9 protein-coding genes are annotated in these 17,161 nt (G+C 73.6%); 3 read left to right on the plus strand and 6 right to left on the minus strand.

Annotation, left to right across the window (positions count from 1 at the left end):
* Positions 1-211: 211 nt before the first annotated feature.
* Both afsR and ACZ6KF_RS22345 read right to left on the minus strand, forming a co-directional pair.
* On the minus strand, positions 212-3,187 hold the full coding sequence (gene afsR, locus ACZ6KF_RS22340) for an SARP-family global regulator AfsR (RefSeq protein ID WP_469158668.1): 2,976 nt from the start codon (positions 3,185-3,187) through the stop codon (positions 212-214).
* A gap of 244 nt (positions 3,188-3,431) precedes the next feature.
* Complete coding sequence (locus ACZ6KF_RS22345; RefSeq protein ID WP_469239739.1) at positions 3,432-4,970, minus strand: CehA/McbA family metallohydrolase; 1,539 nt, start codon at positions 4,968-4,970, stop codon at positions 3,432-3,434.
* Positions 4,971-5,292: 322 nt separating this feature from the next.
* Between ACZ6KF_RS22345 and ACZ6KF_RS22350 the strand changes: the two genes are divergently transcribed.
* The gene (locus ACZ6KF_RS22350) at positions 5,293-7,878 is read left to right on the plus strand and encodes a bifunctional FO biosynthesis protein CofGH (RefSeq protein ID WP_469239741.1); all 2,586 of its coding nucleotides are present in this window, start codon (positions 5,293-5,295) and stop codon (positions 7,876-7,878) included.
* 66 nt (positions 7,879-7,944) lie between these two features.
* Positions 7,945-8,517: a hypothetical protein gene (locus ACZ6KF_RS22355; RefSeq protein ID WP_469176748.1), complete on the plus strand. Its 573-nt coding sequence runs from the start codon at positions 7,945-7,947 to the stop codon at positions 8,515-8,517.
* Here ACZ6KF_RS22355 and ACZ6KF_RS22360 read toward each other — a convergent pair.
* The gene (locus ACZ6KF_RS22360; protein WP_356629822.1) at positions 8,510-9,019 is read right to left on the minus strand and encodes a DUF2165 domain-containing protein; all 510 of its coding nucleotides are present in this window, start codon (positions 9,017-9,019) and stop codon (positions 8,510-8,512) included. The two genes, ACZ6KF_RS22355 and ACZ6KF_RS22360, sit on opposite strands and share 8 nt — an antisense overlap.
* A 174-nt stretch (positions 9,020-9,193) precedes the next feature.
* Here ACZ6KF_RS22360 and ACZ6KF_RS22365 point away from each other — a divergent pair, with 174 nt between their 5' ends.
* A complete protein-coding gene (locus ACZ6KF_RS22365) occupies positions 9,194-10,309 on the plus strand; it encodes an ADP-ribosylglycohydrolase family protein (RefSeq protein WP_469158673.1) in 1,116 nt (371 codons plus the stop codon).
* A gap of 114 nt (positions 10,310-10,423) precedes the next feature.
* Here the strand turns inward: ACZ6KF_RS22365 and ACZ6KF_RS22370 are convergent, their stop codons facing one another.
* From ACZ6KF_RS22370 to ACZ6KF_RS22380, 3 genes are all read right to left on the minus strand, one after another.
* A complete protein-coding gene (locus tag ACZ6KF_RS22370) occupies positions 10,424-11,998 on the minus strand; it encodes a sodium:solute symporter family protein (protein ID WP_356629826.1) in 1,575 nt (524 codons plus the stop codon).
* Between the two features lie 369 nt (positions 11,999-12,367).
* Positions 12,368-14,176, minus strand: a complete 1,809-nt coding sequence (locus ACZ6KF_RS22375) for an MFS transporter (RefSeq protein ID WP_356629828.1) — start codon at positions 14,174-14,176, stop codon at positions 12,368-12,370.
* Positions 14,177-14,429: 253 nt separating this feature from the next.
* Positions 14,430-17,078, minus strand: a complete 2,649-nt coding sequence (locus ACZ6KF_RS22380) for a D-alanyl-D-alanine carboxypeptidase (protein ID WP_469239743.1) — start codon at positions 17,076-17,078, stop codon at positions 14,430-14,432.
* Positions 17,079-17,161: the final 83 nt, after the last annotated feature.

The raw sequence follows: 17,161 nt of genomic DNA on the forward strand, positions 1-17,161 counted from the left end.
GTTCTGGTTCCTCTGCAGTGGTGACGAGTGAGGAAGGCCCGCCCGGAAGTTCCCCCGAGGACCGCCGGACGGGCGTTCGGAGCCGCACAGTAACCCGGCGTGCTCCCTGCTGGACCGCCTGCCCCCCGACGCGACGGTCCGACAGGCACCACAGTGCCGTGCCGCGATAAACGAATGCTGAACGCCCGTACGTAGACGTGTCTCCGTATGCCTACGCCGCCTTCTCGGCGGAGAGCAGACCGCGCACCTGGTCCGCCTCGACGAGCCCGCCGTGCTGCTCGAACAGGGTCAGCGCCTCCCGCCAGCAGGCCTTCGCCCGGTCCGCCTGGCCGAGGCCGGACAGCGCCCGGCCGAGCAGGGCCAGGACGTTGCCCCGCATCCGGTCGCCGCCGATGCACCCCAGGGACAGGGCCTGTTCGGCGTGCTGGGCCGCCTGTGCGGGCCGGCCGGCCGCCAAGTGCGCCTCCGCCACGCGGAAGTGGGTGACGCCCTCCCACAGACGCTGGCGGTGGTCGCGGAAGATGTGCAGCGCGTCGGAGAACTGGCTGAGCGCCTCGGCGTGCCGCCCCGCCCGGGTCAGCGCGATGCCCAGGGTGAAGTGCCCGTTGGCCAGGCGCATCGTGCGGCCGATCGCCAACTGGGCGGCCAGACCGCGCTGGGCGATCTCGACGGCCTTGTCGGTGTTGCCCATGCCGAGGTGCGCGCGGGAGAGATTGCACAGGCTGAGGGCCTCACCGGGCCGGTTGCCCGCCGCGCGGTAGCCGTCTATGGCCTGCTCCAGGAACGTCTTGCCGTCCGCGTAGCGGCCCTGGTGCAGGGAGATCAGCCCGCGGTCGTTGGCGACCCAGCTGACCGCGCGGTCGTCTCCGGCGGCGGCCGCCAGCTCCATCGCGAGCTGCGCCTGCTCCTCGGCCTGCTGGATGCGCCCGGAGATCAGCAGCACGTTGGTGAGCGTCGTGCGGGCCCGGCCCTCCGCGCGGACGTCGCCGGCGGTGCGGGTCGCCTCGCACATCGCCCGGGCGGTCGTCTCGTACTGATGGGAGTTGGCCCCCGACTCGGTGAGGTCCTTGGCCGCCCACAGAAGGTCCACGGCGCGGCGCAGACGGTCGGTGCCGGCGGCCTGCCGCACACAGGCGAGCAGACACGCCGCCTCGGTGTACAGCCAGTCCAGGGCGCCGGCCCCGTCGGCGAACCGCAGGCCGGGATGATCGGTGGGCTCCAGATGGTCCACCAGCCGGTCCCCCGGCCGCTCGATCGCGTACACCCCCGCCGCCGTCGCCAGATAGAAGTCCAACAGCCGCGACATCGCCGACTCCCGCTCCCCGGACGACTGTTCGTCGCGTTCCGCGCACGCACGCGCGTAGAGGCGGACCAGGTCGTGGAAGCGGTAGCGGCCGGGGGCCGCCGATTCCAGCAGGGACGTGTCGACCAGGGACTCCAGCAGGTCCTCCGTGTCGTCCACCGGCAGGTCGAGCACGGCGGCAGCGGCGGCCAGGGACATGTCGGGCCCGTCCGCCAGGCCCAGCAGGCGGAACGCGCGGGCCTGGGCCGCGTCCAGCGCGCCGTAGCCCAGCTCGAACGTCGCCTTCACCGCGAGGTCGCCCGCCTGCAGCTCGTCCAGCCGCCGACGTTCGTCGGCCAGCTTCGCGGCGAGCACCGACACCGTCCAGGTGCGCCGCGCCGCCAGCCGGGACGCCGCGATCCGGATGGCCAGCGGCAGGAAACCGCACGCCGCGACCACGTCCAGCGCCGCGTCCCGCTCCGAGGCGACCCGCTCCTCGCCCACGATCCTCGTGAACAGGGCCAGCGCCTCGTCCGGCGACATCACGTCCAGGTCGACCAGTTGCGCGCCGGCGAGGTCCACCATCCGCACCCGCGAGGTCACCAGCGCCGCGCACCCCTCCGTCCCCGGCAGCAGCGGACGCACCTGCGCCGCGTCCTTCGCGTTGTCCAGCAGCACCAGCACCCGCCGCCCGTCCAGCACCGACCGGTACAGCGCCGCCCGCTCCTCCAGCGAGTCCGGGATCGCCGAGTCGGCCGTGCCGAGGGCGCGCAGGAACGACCCGAGGACCGTCTCCGGCTCGGCCGCGCGGGGACCGGCGCCCTGGAGGTCGACGTACAGCTGCCCGTCCGGGAAGGCGGCCCGCGCCCGGTGGGCGACGTGCACCGCGAGGGTCGTCTTGCCGACGCCGCCGATCCCGGCGAGGGCGGACACCGCCATCACCCGGCCGTCCGCCGAGGCCAGCATGTCGCCCAGCTCCTGCACGAAGGCCGCCCGGCCCGTGAAGTCCGGGACCGTCGCCGGGAGTTGGGCGGGGCGTACGACCACGGCGGCCGGTTCGCCCACCGGCGCCGGCGGCTCCGCCAGGGCCGGGTCGGCCTGGAGGATGCGGCGCTGGAGCTCGCGCAGGCCGGGACGGGGGTCGACGCCCAGTTCCTCGGCGAGCAGCCGGCGGGTGTCGGCGTACACCGCGAGCGCCTCCGCCTGCCGGCCGCTGCGGTACAGCGCCAGCATCAGCAGCTCGCGCAGCCGCTCCCGCAGGGGGTGCGCCGCGGTGAGCGCGGTCAGCTCGGAGACCGCCTCGGCGTGGCCGCCCTGCTCCAGGTCCATGTCCAGCCGCGTTTCGAGGAGTTGCAGCCGCCACTCCTCCAACCGCACCCGCTGCGCCTGCGCGTACGGTCCCGGCACGCCCGCCAGCGGCTCGCCGTCCCACAGCGCCAGCGCCCGGTTCAGGGTCTCGCGCGCCTGCGACAGGTCCCCGGCCGTCCGCGCCTTCTCCGCCGCGGCCGCCAGTTCCTGCGCCACCGCCAGGTCCAGTGCGCCGTCGCCGACCGAGCGGATCGCGTACCCGCCCGACTCGCTCGCGAGCACGCCGGCGTCCAGCACCTTGCGCAGCCGCGAGGCGTACGTCCGCAGCGCCGCCACCGCCTGCGAGGGCGGCTCCTGCCCCCACAGCGCGTCGATCAGCTCCGCCGCGGTCGCGGTCCGCCCCTCGCGCAGCAACAGGGCCGCCAGCAGAGCGCGTTGCTGGGGGGAGCCGGTGTTCAGCGGCTCCTCTCCGCGCCAGGCCCGCACCGGTCCGAGCACACCGAAGCGCAGCGCGCCCGGCGCGGCGCCCACCACCGCGTCCGCGTCCGTGCCCGCGGCCGAGCGCCTCTGTGCCGGCACTCGCGGTACCCCGTCCATCGCACCGTCCCCCTAGACACCCTGAGCAACCCTGTCAGTTTGCCCTGTCGATGCCGGACGCGTCAGCCGCGGGAGACGCCGATCACAAGCCAACAAACGGTGTTCCACACGACCTCCACACCTTCTCCGCTCACTTCCGGACAGAGTCGAACAATCGGAGGGCGCGGCGGCCGGCGGGGTTTCCGTGCGCGTCGACGGGAGTTCCGGGCGCGCCGGCGAGGGTTCCGTGCCCGCCGGCGGAGTCTCAGCGCGCGCCGGCGGCGGTTCGGTCCGCGCCGCGGCCCAGGAAGATCGGGTTGGTGAACGCCGCCGGCGGCCCGGGCAGCGGTCCGGCCGGGGCCTCGTGGCGGACCTCCGCGCGCACGTACGCCGCGTAGGCGGGCGTCGTACGCCACTCCACCACGCCGTCCCCGGACTCCGGCAGCGGCCCGGCGGTGTGCAGCACCCCCTGGTCGGTGACGAGCCGGACGACGCACCGCGGCGCGCCCACGACCTCCAGGCGGACGGTCACCGGGGCGTCCGCCGCGACGTCGAGCCGCTCGCCGATGCCCGCGTGCCGGCCGCGCCCGCCGGCCGCCGTGAAGGACAGCACCACGCTCGACGACTCGGCGACGTAGGAGCGGCCCGCCCGGATGCCGTCGAGGATCGCCTCGCGGGTCAGGTCGTCGGCGAGGACCACCGTCTGCGGGCGGCCCACGACGTCCGGGTCGCGGTGGGCGTCGCTGCTGCCCATCGCCGGGATCCAGCCCTGCCCGTCGCGCACGGACGCTGCCAGCATGCCGTCCCAGTCGGCCAGGGACACCTCGTCGTCGGCCGTGTAGGGGCCGTTCCACACCTCGACCGCGTCGGCCTCGCCGAACCCGAACTTCCAGTTGCAGCCGATGCAGGTGGCGTGCGGGTGGGCCGGGACCACCAGCCCTCCGGCCCGCCGGATCTGCCGGGCGAACCGTCCGTAGCGGTTGTCCCGCGCCCGGTACCGCCAGTCCACGAAGGTGCCGGGGTCGGTACCGACGGCGACGACGTGACCGTTGCGGGTGGTGACCTCCTCGCCCAGCATCACCAGCAGGTCGTCGCCGGCGACGTCCGCCCAGTGCGCGTGCCCGGCGTGGGTGTTGTGCTCGGAGGTGTTGATGAAGTCGAGCCCGGCCGCCCGGGCGAGTGCGCCGATCTCGGCCGGGGTGCGCCGGCCGTCGGAGTACCAGGAGTGCAGATGGCAGTCGCCCCGGTACCAGGCCCGGCCCCGCCCCTTCGCCCGCTCCGGCGGGTACACCGGGCTCACGGCGGGCGCCGGCTCGCCGTACACGAGCGTGACGGTGATCTCGTACGACAACCCCTGCGGGGCCACGGTGTACGGGCCGAGCGCGATGTGCCAGGTGCCCTCGCGGACCGGTCCCGGCAGATAGCCGGGCGTGGCGGCGTCCGCGCGCAGGAAGAACTCCCGGCGCGCCCCGCCCGACCAGCCCCGGAAGCCCTTGCCGCCCAGGCCGGTGCCGCGTTCGTCGAAGATGCCGATGTCGAGGGCGTTGCCCTGGGTGCCGGCCGGGACGGCGGGCCGCTCGTAGGAGTAGGCGACCCTGATCTCCCGTACGCCGGCCGGGACCTCGACCGGGAGGTAGACGAAGTCGGGGGAGCCGGGCGGCAGCGTGCCGCGCACGGTCCGGGTCTCCTGGCCGCCGTCGGCGGCCGAGGCGAAGGTCACGCTTCCCGACGTCAGCGCGGCGGCGGCGCCCGTCACGAGGAGGGCGCGGCGGCCGGGGCCGTGGTCGTGGTGGTCGTCACACATGCCACGACTCTTCCGGACGCGCGTGAACTGCCGCGGAAAGACGGGGAAATTGGCTGTACACGGCCGTACCCGGCCGTACTCGGCCGTACTCGGCCGTGGGAGCGCGCGATGTCGGCCGGTCGGTACGCGCATCGGCCGTCCCGCGCGGTACGTATGCGGACACGCGCGTCTCCGTGACGGTCCGTCCCACCGACGGGACGCGGTGGGCGCGGTCCGTTCGGTCGCGCCGCACCGGCGAGGCGCGGTGGGCGTGGCCCGTGCCGTCCCGTCGTGCCGGCCGGTGAGCCCGGGGCCGCCGATGACCCGACCGTATGCTCGAAGGATGACGACTTCCGCGGCCCCCGGAACCGGACCCACCGAGAACTCCCTGCGTCGCGCCCTCAAACGCGCCCGTGACGGCGTCGCCCTGGACGTCGCCGAGGCCGCGGTCCTGCTGCAGGCCCGCGGTGAGGCCCTGAACGACCTCACCGCGTCCGCCGCCCGGGTGCGGGACGCGGGCCTTGCGGCGGCCGGGCGGCCCGGCGTCATCACGTACTCGAAGAGCGTCTTCCTCCCGCTGACCCGGCTGTGCCGGGACAAGTGCCACTACTGCACGTTCGTCACCGTCCCCGGCAAGCTGCGCCGCGCCGGGCACGGGATGTTCATGTCGCCGGACGAGGTGCTGGACATCGCCCGCAAGGGGGCCGCCCTCGGCTGCAAGGAAGCCCTCATCACCCTCGGGGACAAGCCGGAGGACCGCTGGCCGGAGGCGCGCGAGTGGCTCGACGCGCACGGCTACGACGACACCCTCGCCTACGTCCGCGCCGTCTCCGTCCGCATCCTGGAGGAGACGGGCCTGCTGCCCCACCTCAACCCCGGCGTCATGAGCTGGACCGACTTCCAGCGGCTCAAGCCCGTGGCCCCCTCGATGGGCATGATGCTGGAGACCACCGCGACCCGCCTGTGGTCGGAGCCCGGCGGCCCGCACTTCGGCTCGCCGGACAAGGAGCCCGCCGTGCGCCTGCGCGTCCTGGAGGACGCCGGCCGCTCGTCCGTCCCCTTCACCTCCGGCCTGCTGATCGGCATCGGGGAGACGTACGAGGAGCGCGCCGAGTCCCTGTTCGCGCTGCGCAGGGTCGCCCGCGCCTACCACGGCATCCAGGAACTGATCATCCAGAACTTCCGCGCCAAGCCGGACACCGCCATGCGCGGCATGCCCGACGCGGAACTGGACGAGCTGGTCGCCACGGTGGCCGTCGCCCGGCACATCATGGGCCCCGGCGCCTGCCTCCAGGCCCCGCCGAACCTGGTCGAGGGCGAGTACGAGCGGCTGATCGGCGCGGGCATCGACGACTGGGGCGGCGTCTCCCCGCTGACGATCGACCACGTCAACCCGGAACGCCCCTGGCCGCAGATCGAGGAACTGGCGGCCAGGTCCGCCGCGGCGGGCTTCACGCTCCGCGAGCGCCTCTGCGTCTACCCGGAGTTCGTCCGCCGCGGCGAGCCCTGGCTGGACCCCCGGCTGCGCCCGCACGTCGCGGCGCTCGCCGACCCGGAGACGGGGCTGGCCCGCGAGGACGCCCGGCCGCGCGGCCTGCCCTGGCAGGAGCCGGACGAGGCGTTCACCGCGTCCGGCCGCACCGACCTGCACGCCACGATCGACACCGAGGGCCGTACGACCGACCGCCGGGACGACTTCGACGAGGTGTACGGCGACTGGACCGCCCTGCGCGAGGCCGCCGCCCCCGGCATGGTCCCCGAGCGCATCGACACGGACGTCCGCCAGGCCCTGCGCACGGCGGCCGACGACCCCGCACGCCTGACCGACGCCGAGGCCCTCGCCCTCCTGCACGCCGACGGCCCGGCGCTGGACGCCCTGTGCAAGGTGGCCGACGACGTCCGGAAGTCGGCGGTCGGCGACGACGTCACCTACATCGTCACCCGGAACATCAACTTCACCAACGTCTGCTACACCGGATGCCGCTTCTGCGCCTTCGCCCAGCGCCGCACCGACGCCGACGCCTACACCCTCTCCCTCGACCAGGTGGCCGACCGCGCCCAACAGGCCTGGGACGTGGGCGCGGTGGAGGTCTGCATGCAGGGCGGCATCCACCCCGACCTGCCGGGGACGGCGTACTTCGACATCGCGCGGGCGGTCAAGGAGCGGGTGCCGGGAATGCACGTGCACGCGTTCTCGCCGATGGAGGTGGTCAACGGCGCCACCCGCACCGGCCTGTCGATCCGCGAGTGGCTGACGGCGGCGAAGGAGGCGGGCCTGGACTCCATCCCCGGCACGGCCGCCGAGATCCTCGACGACGAGGTCCGCTGGATCCTCACCAAGGGCAAACTGCCCGCCGCCACCTGGATCGAGGTCGTCGAGACCGCCCACGACCTGGGCGTCCGCTCCAGCTCGACCATGATGTACGGCCACGTGGACCAGCCCCGCCACTGGCTCGGCCACCTGCGCACCCTCGCGCGCATCCAGCAACGCACCGGCGGCTTCACGGAGTTCGTGACCCTGCCCTTCATTCACACCAACGCGCCCGTCTACCTGGCCGGCATCGCCCGCCCCGGCCCCACGGTCCGCGACAACCGCGCGGTCACCGCGATGGCCCGGCTCCTCCTCCACCCGCACATCCCCAACATCCAGACCAGCTGGGTCAAACTGGGCGCGGAAGGGGCGGCCGAGATGCTCCGCTCCGGCGCGAACGACCTCGGCGGCACGCTGATGGAGGAGACGATCTCCCGGATGGCCGGCTCGTCGTACGGCTCCTACAAGTCGGTGCGCGACCTGACCGCGATCGCCGCGGCGGCCGGCCGCCCGGCGAAGCCCCGCACCACCCTCTACGGCGAGGTCCCGGAGGAACGGCAGCGGGCCGCGGCGCGGTCGGACGGGCACCTGCCGGAGCTGCTGCCGGTGCTTGACTGAGGCCCCGGGCGCTCACAGTACGATGATCCGACCCCCGGTGTCGGGGGCCGGAGACTGAGGAGATGCGTGCCCGTGCCTGCCCGACGGCTTCCCTCGTGGGCCTGGGTGAGCGGCCTGACCGTGGGGGCGGTGGCGGCGGTCGTCGTCATGGCCGTACAGGCCGAGCAGGGCCCCCACCCCACGGCCGTCGCGAGCCCGACCCCTTCGGCGTCCGCGAGCGCGAAACCGTCGGCCAGGCCGAAGGACCGCCCGCCGGCCGCGGTGCCGGACGACTCCGGCACCGGACGGCGGATCGTGTACTCCCTCGGGCAGCGGCGCGTCTGGCTGGTCGACGCCAGCGACAGCACGCGCCGCACGTTCACCGTCTGGCCGGGCACGGTCGACCCCGACCCCGGCAAGTACACCGTCGGCGCGCGCACCGAGGCGACGACGGGGTCGGACGGCGTGGCGATCGAGCACATCGTCTACTTCACCGCCAAGTCCGGCGTGAACATCGCCTTCTCCAGCGCGGTGGACGGCTCCTCGCCCCCGCCGCCCGAGGCCGGCGCGCAGACGGGCGGCATCCGCATGCGGTCGGCGGACGGCTCGGCGGTGTGGAAGTTCGCGACGGCCGGGACGACGGTGACGGTCGTCAAGTAGCGGAGCCGTCGGAGTCCCGCCCGAGCGGCAGGTGGTTTACGAGCAGCACCACGCCCGCGAGCACGAACACCCGCGTGGCCGCGTCCAGCCCGTTCCAGTCCTCGGACTGCCACATCGCGAACCACTCGCCGCCGATCCCGATGAACCCGGCCCCGAACAGCAGCATCACCATCAGCAGCCCGTACGTCGACACCCGCCGGGCCCGCGCGTGGGCCCGCCGGAACCACAGCCAGGTCCCGGCGACCAGCACCAGCGCGGCGACCGCCTCCCAGACGATGATCAGCACGTACGCCGCGTCCTGCAGCCCTTCACTGGTGATCGCCCGCCACATCAGGTCCTCGTCCTCGAACGTGGTGTCCATGGCCAGCACATGCCGGACGAACGCCTGATTGGTCCCGAAGTCGGTGATGTTCCCGAACGCGACGAGGGCCATGTAGAGCGCGACGGTCCCGGTGAGGAGAGCGGCGGCGAGGGGGAGTGGACGGGGTGCGGTGGGAGTCATGGCTGGCTTCTTCCCGCCGCCGCGGGCTCCGACGCCCCGACTCGGCCCCGTGGACCCGGGCGTCCCCGCCGGCCGCGTCGCCCGTGGTTCGGACCCGGAACCACGCGCCCCCCGCGACCCCGTCGCATACAGTGCTGAGCGTCGTAGGAGCGAACGGTGCCCCGGGAGGTCTGGGTGGGTGCGACTGCCGGCGCCGTCTGGGGCCGTACCGAGCAGCAGGACTTCCGCAGCCGGGTGCGGGGCACACTCCTCGGCGTCGCCGTCGGGGACGCACTCGGGGCGCCCGTCGACGCGCTGGACCTCGACGGCATCCGGGAGGCGTACGGAGCCGAGGGCATCGTCGATCCGGTGCCCGCGTTCGGTCGGCGCGGGGCCGTCACCCACCTCACCCAGCTCACCCTGTTCTCCGTCGACGGGCTGATCCGCGCCCAGGTCCGCCGCGACACCGGGGCCTGGCACCCGCCGACCGACCTGCACCGCGCCTACCGCCGCTGGATCGCCACCCAGCACGACTGGGGACCCGACGAGCGGCGCGAGGACGACGGCTGGCTCGCCCGCGAGGAGTGGCTGTACGCCCGCCGCAATCCGCCCCGCCCGCTGCTGCTCGGCCTCGGCGACGACGTCATGGGCACCCTCGACGCGCCCAAGAACCCCGGCGAGACGGGACCGGAGGCGGCCGGTCGTTCCGCGCCGTTCGGGCTGCTCGTCGGCTGGGAACCGCAGCTCGTCCTCCAGCTCGCCGTCGAGTGCGCGGCCCAGACCCACGGCCACCCGGTCTCCTGCCTGGCGGCGGGCGGGTACGCCGTCGTCGTGCACGCCCTGGCCTGCGGTGAGAGCCTCGACGCCGCGGTGCAGCGGGCCCTCGCCCTGCTCGCCGCCCGGCCCGGCCACGAGCCCGTCTCCGACGCCCTGCAGCGTTCCCTCGGCGCCGTGCGGCAGGGGATACCCACGCCGGGCCGGGTGCAGGAGATCCTCGGCGCCGGCGCCGCCGGCGACGTGCTCGGCGCCGCCGTCTACTGCGCCCTCGTCGCCGAGGACGTCCGGCACGGGCTCCGGCTCGCCGTCAACCACGGCGGCCCCTCCGCCGCGGTCGGCGCCCTGACCGGCGGTCTCCTCGGCGCCCTGCACGGCGAGACCACGCTGCCGCCGGCCTGGCTCGCCGAGCTGGAGGGCCGCCCCACGATCCTCCAGCTCGCCGACGACTTCGCCATGGAGATGACCCAGGGCCCCGCCCTGCACGGCCCGGCCGGCGCGTCCCCCGCCTGGCTGGCGCGATACCCGCGCGCCTGACCCGCCGACGCCGCCGACCGCAACGGCAGCCGGGGCGGCCCCTCCGCGGAGGGACCGCCCCGACGCCGTACGGGAGAACCGGGAGAACCAGGGGCACCGGGTTACCGACCCCGGTCAGTCCTTGCCCGTCGTTCCCACGACACCGTCCGCCGCGCCCGCCGGCGCCGGCACCGCGGCGGCCGCCGCGCCGTCGTCCCCGTCGGTGTTGAGCCGCTCGATGATGGCGAGCCGCTCCGGAGTGTCCTCCGGCTTCACGTAACCGATCACGATGTACAGCACCAGCGAGACCGCCAGCGGGATGGACACCTGGAACTGGAGCGGCACGCCGCCGTCGACGTTCCAGTGGATCGGGTAGTTGACCAGCCAGAAGGCCAGCAGACCGGCCGCCCAGCTGGTGAGCGCCGCCGTGGGGCCGGAGCGGCGGAACTGGCGCAGCAGACCCAGCATCATCGGGATCGCGATCGGGCCCATCAGACCGGCCACCCACTTGATCACGACGGTGATGATGTCCTTGAACGTCGGCGAGTTGACCTGCGTGGCCACCGCCATGGACAGCGCCAGGAAGACGACGGTGGTCAGCCGCGCCGCGATCAGGCCCGAACGCTCGCTCCACTGCCGCGCCTTGGACGACAGCACCGGCGCCACGTCACGGGTGAAGACGGCGGCGATGGCGTTGGCGTCGGAGGAGCACATGGCCATGGTGTGCGAGAAGAAGCCGACGATGACCAGGCCCAGCAGACCGTGCGGCAGCAGCTGTTCGGTCATCAGGGCGTAGGAGTCGGAGCCGTCGGGCTTCTGGGACTCCACCAGCAGCGGCGACATCCACATCGGGAAGAACAGCACCAGCGGCCAGACCAGCCAGAGGATCGCCGACAGGCGCGCCGAGCGCTCGGCCTCCTTCGGGTTGGGCGTGGCCATGTACCGCTGGGCCTGGTTCAGCATGCCGCCGTTGTACTCGAACAGTTTGATGAACAGGAACGCCAGCAGGAACACGGTGCCGTACGGCCCGACCAGCGGCTTCTCGTGGCCGTCGAGGGCCGGCTCGTCCCAGACGCCGAAGAAGCCGCCGTACTCGCCGAGTTCGACGAGCACCGCCACGAACATCGCGACGCCGGCCAGCAACTGGATGATGAACTGGCCCAGTTCGGTCAGCGCGTCGGCCCACAGGCCGCCGATGGTGCAGTAGATGCCCGTGACCACACCGGTGATGAGGATGCCCTGGTTGAGGGATACGCCGGTGAACACGGAGAGCAGGGTGGCGATGGCCGCCCATTTCGCCGCGACGTCGACGATCTTCAGCAGCATGCCCGACCAGGCGAGCGCCTGCTGGGTGGGCAGGTTGTAGCGGTTCTTGAGGTATTCGAGCGGGGACGCCACATGGAGCCGGCCGCGCAGCCGGTTGATGCGCGGCGCGAACAGTTTCGAGCCGATGGCGATGCCCAGCGCGATGGGGAACGACCAGGTGACGAAGGACGTCACGCCGTAGGTGTAGGCGATGCCCGCGTACCCGGTGAACATCACCGCGCTGTAGCCGGACATGTGGTGCGAGATGCCCGACAGCCACCAGGGCATCTTGCCGCCCGCGGTGAAGAAGTCGCTCACGGTGTCCACGCGTTTGTGCGACCAGATGCCGATCGCGACCATCACGCCGAAGTAGCCGATGAGCACGGCCCAGTCGAGACTGTTCATGTGCCCCCTTCCAGGGTCCGCCTTGTGAACTCCGCTCAGCAGCGCGACACTTCGCGTGAGCGGGAGAAGGGCGAGCCAGGCCGCGAAGTGCCCGCTCATCGTGGGTGCGGTGGTGCGGGCGCGACAAGGAAGAGGAAGGTCAAGAGCGGGTAAAATAGTTCTGGGTGATGACCTCGGTTCAGATTTATGAACTGAGGCGGGGTGGATGGGTGGGTGGTGGGGAGGAGTCGCGGGGAAGGCGCGAGAGGGCGCGCGCAAGGTGGCGGAAAGCGGCGGAAACCGGGCGGGGGAGAGAGTGCGGAGGGCGGTGGAAGGCAGCGCGGAGAACGGCGGAAGAGTGCGCGCGAGGGCGAGAGGGCGGCCTGCGGCCTAGCGCAGTTCCTCCGGGCAGGGCGTCCCGCGCGGCAGCTCGTACGGCGACGCCAGGTGGTACGTCCCGGCGCGCGGCGCGACGAGCACCGTCCACCGGTCGCCCTTCGCGTCCTCCTCCGTCTCCGTCAGACAGCCGCTGACGTTCTCGTACGTCTTCGGCATGCCCTCCGGCCGGTTCCTGGAGGCCTCCGTCTCCCGCGGCGGCTCGACGCCCTCGCCGTCGGCGTCGACCAGCTTGAGCCAGGGCGAGTACGGCACCCGGATCAGCACCCGGCCCGGCTCCCGCACCCGCAGCGTCATCCCGTCCTGCGCGGCGCGCTCCACGGTCGCGGGCGGATCGGCCAGCGGGGTCGGATCGTCCACGGCGAACAGCTGCCAGTTCGCGTCGCCCCAGATCTGCCGCAGATACGGCAGCCCGCGCTGCACCAGCTCCCGCTCCCGCTCGCCGCCGTCGCCGTCCGGCTCGTCCTTGGGCAGCACCACGTAGTGCACCGCCCACCGCTTGAGCCATTCGTGGTAGTTCGCCGAGTTCAGGGTGTCGTCGTAGAACAGCGGGTTGCGCTTCATGTCGGCCTGGCGGTTCCAGCCGCGGGCCAGATAGACGTACGTCTCCAGCGCGGAGGCCTCGCGGTGCGAGCGGGCCGGGACCACCTCGACGCGGCCCTTGTCGGCGCCGACCTCCTGCAACTCGTTCACCAGCGGCGCCAGCTCGCGCGCCCACGCCGCCCGCGGAGTGGTGTGCACGACGTCGTCGACGGACTTGAAGCCGATCCACCCGGTGAATCCGGCGAAGGCCAGCACGATCGCGTACCACTTGCGCGACCGCGGCGCCGTGAACGGCAGCGCCGCCAGCAGCGCGACGCCGGCGAACAGCATCGGCAGCCGGGTGATGTTCGAGCCGATCGGCGAGCTGATCAGCCACACCAGCAGCACGGACAGCAGGTACACGGCCGCCGTGATGCGCACCGTCCTCCACGCCGGCGGGACCAGCAGGAAGATCAGGACCGAGTACAGCAACGGCAGCGCCGCCGACCCGAACGACATCGGCTGGGTGCCGGAGAACGGGAACGCCCACGCCGACACCGCCACCACCGCGGCCGGCCCGAGCCCCAGCGCCCACGCGCCCGGCCGGCGCTTCTGCAGGAACAGCGCCACCGCCACCAGACCCACGAACAGGCCCGCCACCGGCGAGCCCATCGTCGCCAGCGCGGCCAGCGGCGCCGCGCACAGCGCCTTCGCCCACCGCTTGTGCCGCCAGCGGTGCGGCCAGCAGAACACGACGGCCACCGCCCCCAGCGCGAACACCGTGCCCAGACCGAACGTCACCCGGCCCGAGGCCGCGTTGCACAGCAGCGCGAACACACCCGCCAGCGCGGGCCACAGCGGCTCCCGCACCGCCCGGCTGCGGATCAGCACCAGCGTCAGCAGCCCCGCCGACACCGTCCCCGCGATCATCATCGTCGTCCGGACGCCGAGGACCGACATCAGATACGGCGACACCACGCTGTACGACACCGGGTGGATGCCGCCGTACCAGGCGAAGTTGTACGCCGAGTCGGGATGCCGGCCGACGAACTCGGCCCAGGCGTCCTGCGCCGCGAGGTCGCCGCCGCTGTTCGCGAACGTGAAGAACCACACGATGTGCAGCACACCCGCGACGGCGGTGACGAAGAGGACGGGGTGCCGGGTCGGGCGCTCACGCAGGGACCGGCGTCCGGGGGACTCGGGTACGCGTATTCGAGGGCCGGCCTCGGTCTCCGCGTCCGGACCCGTGTCGTCGGTGCGTGTCGGCTCCGCAGTCGCCACCTGTCGGCACTCCCCGTGTCCCCAATACGTGTGTTCAGGGACGTGTTCCCGCCGCGCCTGCCGTTCGCCGCCGGTTTTCGGCCATGCGACCCGTGGTTTCCGTCCGATTTCCGTCCGGTTCGCGCAGGCGGGCGGCCTGTCCCGATTCGTGACGCTAGCACGCACCCCGCCGGGCGGCGCTCCGGGTGGGGGCCGTCCGGCGGGGTGCGTGGCGGGTGTGCGGGACGGGTGGGGCGGCAGGCCGCCCCACCGGTCAGGCGACGCGGGTGAGACGGTCGGCGAAGCCCGGCTCGGCGAGGTCCGACTGGAGGGCGACCGGCACCTCGACCGCGCCGCCGCTGCCGTCGCCCACGGTGAGCGTGGCCACCTTGGTCCCGGCCTTCGCCGTGTGCGGGACCTCGTCCGAGACGAAGGACAGCTCCACCTTCAGCCCCGGCCAGCCGACCGCCGCGACGTCCTCCGTCACGACCACGGGCGTACGGCCGCCCAGACCGTCGTTCACGTACCCGACGACGTCACCCTTCTTCAGGACCTTCGCCGACTCCAGCGCCTCCTGCGCGCCGATCATCGCCGTACGGCTGACCGCGTTAACGGTGTCGATGATCGGCGGCGTGTGCTGCCCGAGGATCGCGCCGACCACGGTGACCGACTCGCCGCCGACCTCCTTGACCGCGGCGAACAGCAGGTTGCCGCCGGCCGCGGTGGTGGTGCCGGTCTTGATGCCGATCGCGCCGTCGTAAGGGACGAGGGCGTTCCAGTTGCGCCACTTCTTGCCGGACGGGTCGACCCACTCGGGCAGCTTGGTGATCTCCACCAGCGCCGGCATCCGCACCAGCTCGTTGCCGAGCTTCACCTGGTCCTCGGCCGTGGAGACCGTCGTCTCCTCTAGGCCCGAGGGGTCGGTGTACGTCGTGTTCTTCATGCCCAGGTCCTTGGCGGCGTCGTTCATCTTCTTCACGAACGCCTCCTGGGAGCCCGCGTCCCAGCGTGCCAGCAACCGGGCGATGTTGTTCGCCGACGGGATCATGATGGCCGCGACCGCCTGGCGCACGGTCAGCGTGTCGCCCGCCTTGACGGTGTTGAGCGTCGACTCGCCCTGCTGGTCGTAGCCGCCCTCCTTCTCGGCCAGCGCGTCGACCTCGATCTTCGGCCCCTCCTCACCCGGCTTCAGCGGGTGCTCCTTGAGGATGAGGTAGGCCGTCATCGCCTTGGCGACCGACCCGATGGCGACGGGCTTCTGCTCCCCGAAGCCGCCCATCGTCCCGATCCCGGCCACGTCCATCGCGCCCTGCCCCTCGCTGGGCCACGGCAGGTCGACGCGGTCGCCGTCGAAGGTGTAGGAGTCCTCGGCGGTCAGCTCCAGGGTGGGCGTGGGCAGTGGCCGAACGGCCTGCACGATCGCAAACACGATCGCGAGCAGCACGACGAGCGGCGTCCAGATCTTGATCCGCCGCAGCGCGGTGCGCAGGGGCGTCTGCGGCGGGGGCGGGGTGTTGGTCAGCTCGGCCAGCAGATCGAGCGGTGGCTTGGGCGGCAACGGCTGCTGCGTGGTCCGCTCGGGGCCGATCTGGGGGACTACGGCGGTGGCGTCGGCGGGGGCGGCGGTGCCCGTGCCGGCGCCGGTGCCCGAGCCTCGGGGGCCCTCCGCGGAACGGGGGGGCGTGCGGGTCTCGGGGGTGTCGAGGGGCTTGAGGGCTACGAACTTGCTGGTGCGGTCGAGGGTGGGAGCAGGGCCTGGGGCCGGGGCCGGGGTGGGCTTCGGCTCGGGCTCGGGCTCGGGGTCCGTTGCCGGCTTGCGGTCCGTCGTCGGCTTGCGGTCCGTCGCCGGTTCCCCGTCGGTTTCCGGCTTCGACTCGGGGGTCGCGTCGTCCGGGTCCTGGTCGGACTTCGGCTCCGTCGGCTCCGACTCGGGCTTCGGCTCCGGCTTCCTGACGTCGCCGAGCTTCAGCATGGTGGTGGGCTGATCGACGGCGGGCTTCGGCCGGGGAGCGCGGAAGACGGCGGTGGGGTGGTCGCCGGCGGGCGGGGCGTCGGGCGCGTCGTGCGGCGTGGCGGAGACGTCGGCCTCGCTGCGGGCGCCCGGCACGGAGGCGTTCTCGGCGGCGGCCTCGTCGGCGTCCGCCGGGGCGTCGCCGGCCGGCCCTGCGGCCGCGGTGCCGGCTTCCGTCCCGTCACCGGCGCCGGGCGTGGCGGCGCTCGCCTCGGCGTCGGCTTCGGCCGCCGGGTCGTCGTCGGCGGCCACGGCGTCACCGGCGTCCGCGGCACCGGCACCGGGGTCACCGGCATCAGGGGCACCCGCATCCGCCGGGGAGGCGTCACCGTCGTCGGTCCGCCCGGCGCCGGTCTCGTCGCCGTGGTGGCCGCCGTCGCCGACCGCGCCGCCGTCGGCCACCGCGCCCGCGGCCGCGGACCCGTCCGCGGCCTCCTTCGCGGCGTCGGCCTCCGCCGCAGCCCCGTCCGCGGCCTCCCTGGCCTCCTCGGCAGCCGCGACGGCCTCCTCGGCCCCCTCTCCGGCCGCGTCGGCGGGAACACCCGCAGAAGCCCGCCCAGGCCCCTCCTCGGCGCCCTTCGTACCGGAGGCCTCCGATCCCTTCGTACCGGAGGACTCCGATCCCTTCGCGCCGGAGGACTCCGGTCCGGAAGCGGCGCCCTCGTCATCGGAGTCCGTCCCGGTCCCGGCACGGTCGCCGGAGTCCGCCGTCGTCACCCACGCCGCCACCGCGGCACGCAACCGCTCGTCGCCCGCGGCGCCGTTCTTCGCCGCCCACCCCGCGGAGCGCAGGGCGAGCCGGGGGTCACGCGCCTCGGGAACCGGACTCGCGCTCCCCGGCGTCGGCTCCTGTGACGACTCGCGCTGCTTCGACCTGTCGGGGGACTCGCCCGCCACCGATGCCTCCTCCATGCCGCACGTCTCCGTGCGCGTACCGAACCGTGAAACCGACCCTCGACCGGACCGTGAACCACTGCCCGGACCCCGCTGCCCGC

Source organism: Streptomyces sp. NPDC046379 (assembly GCF_055587785.1).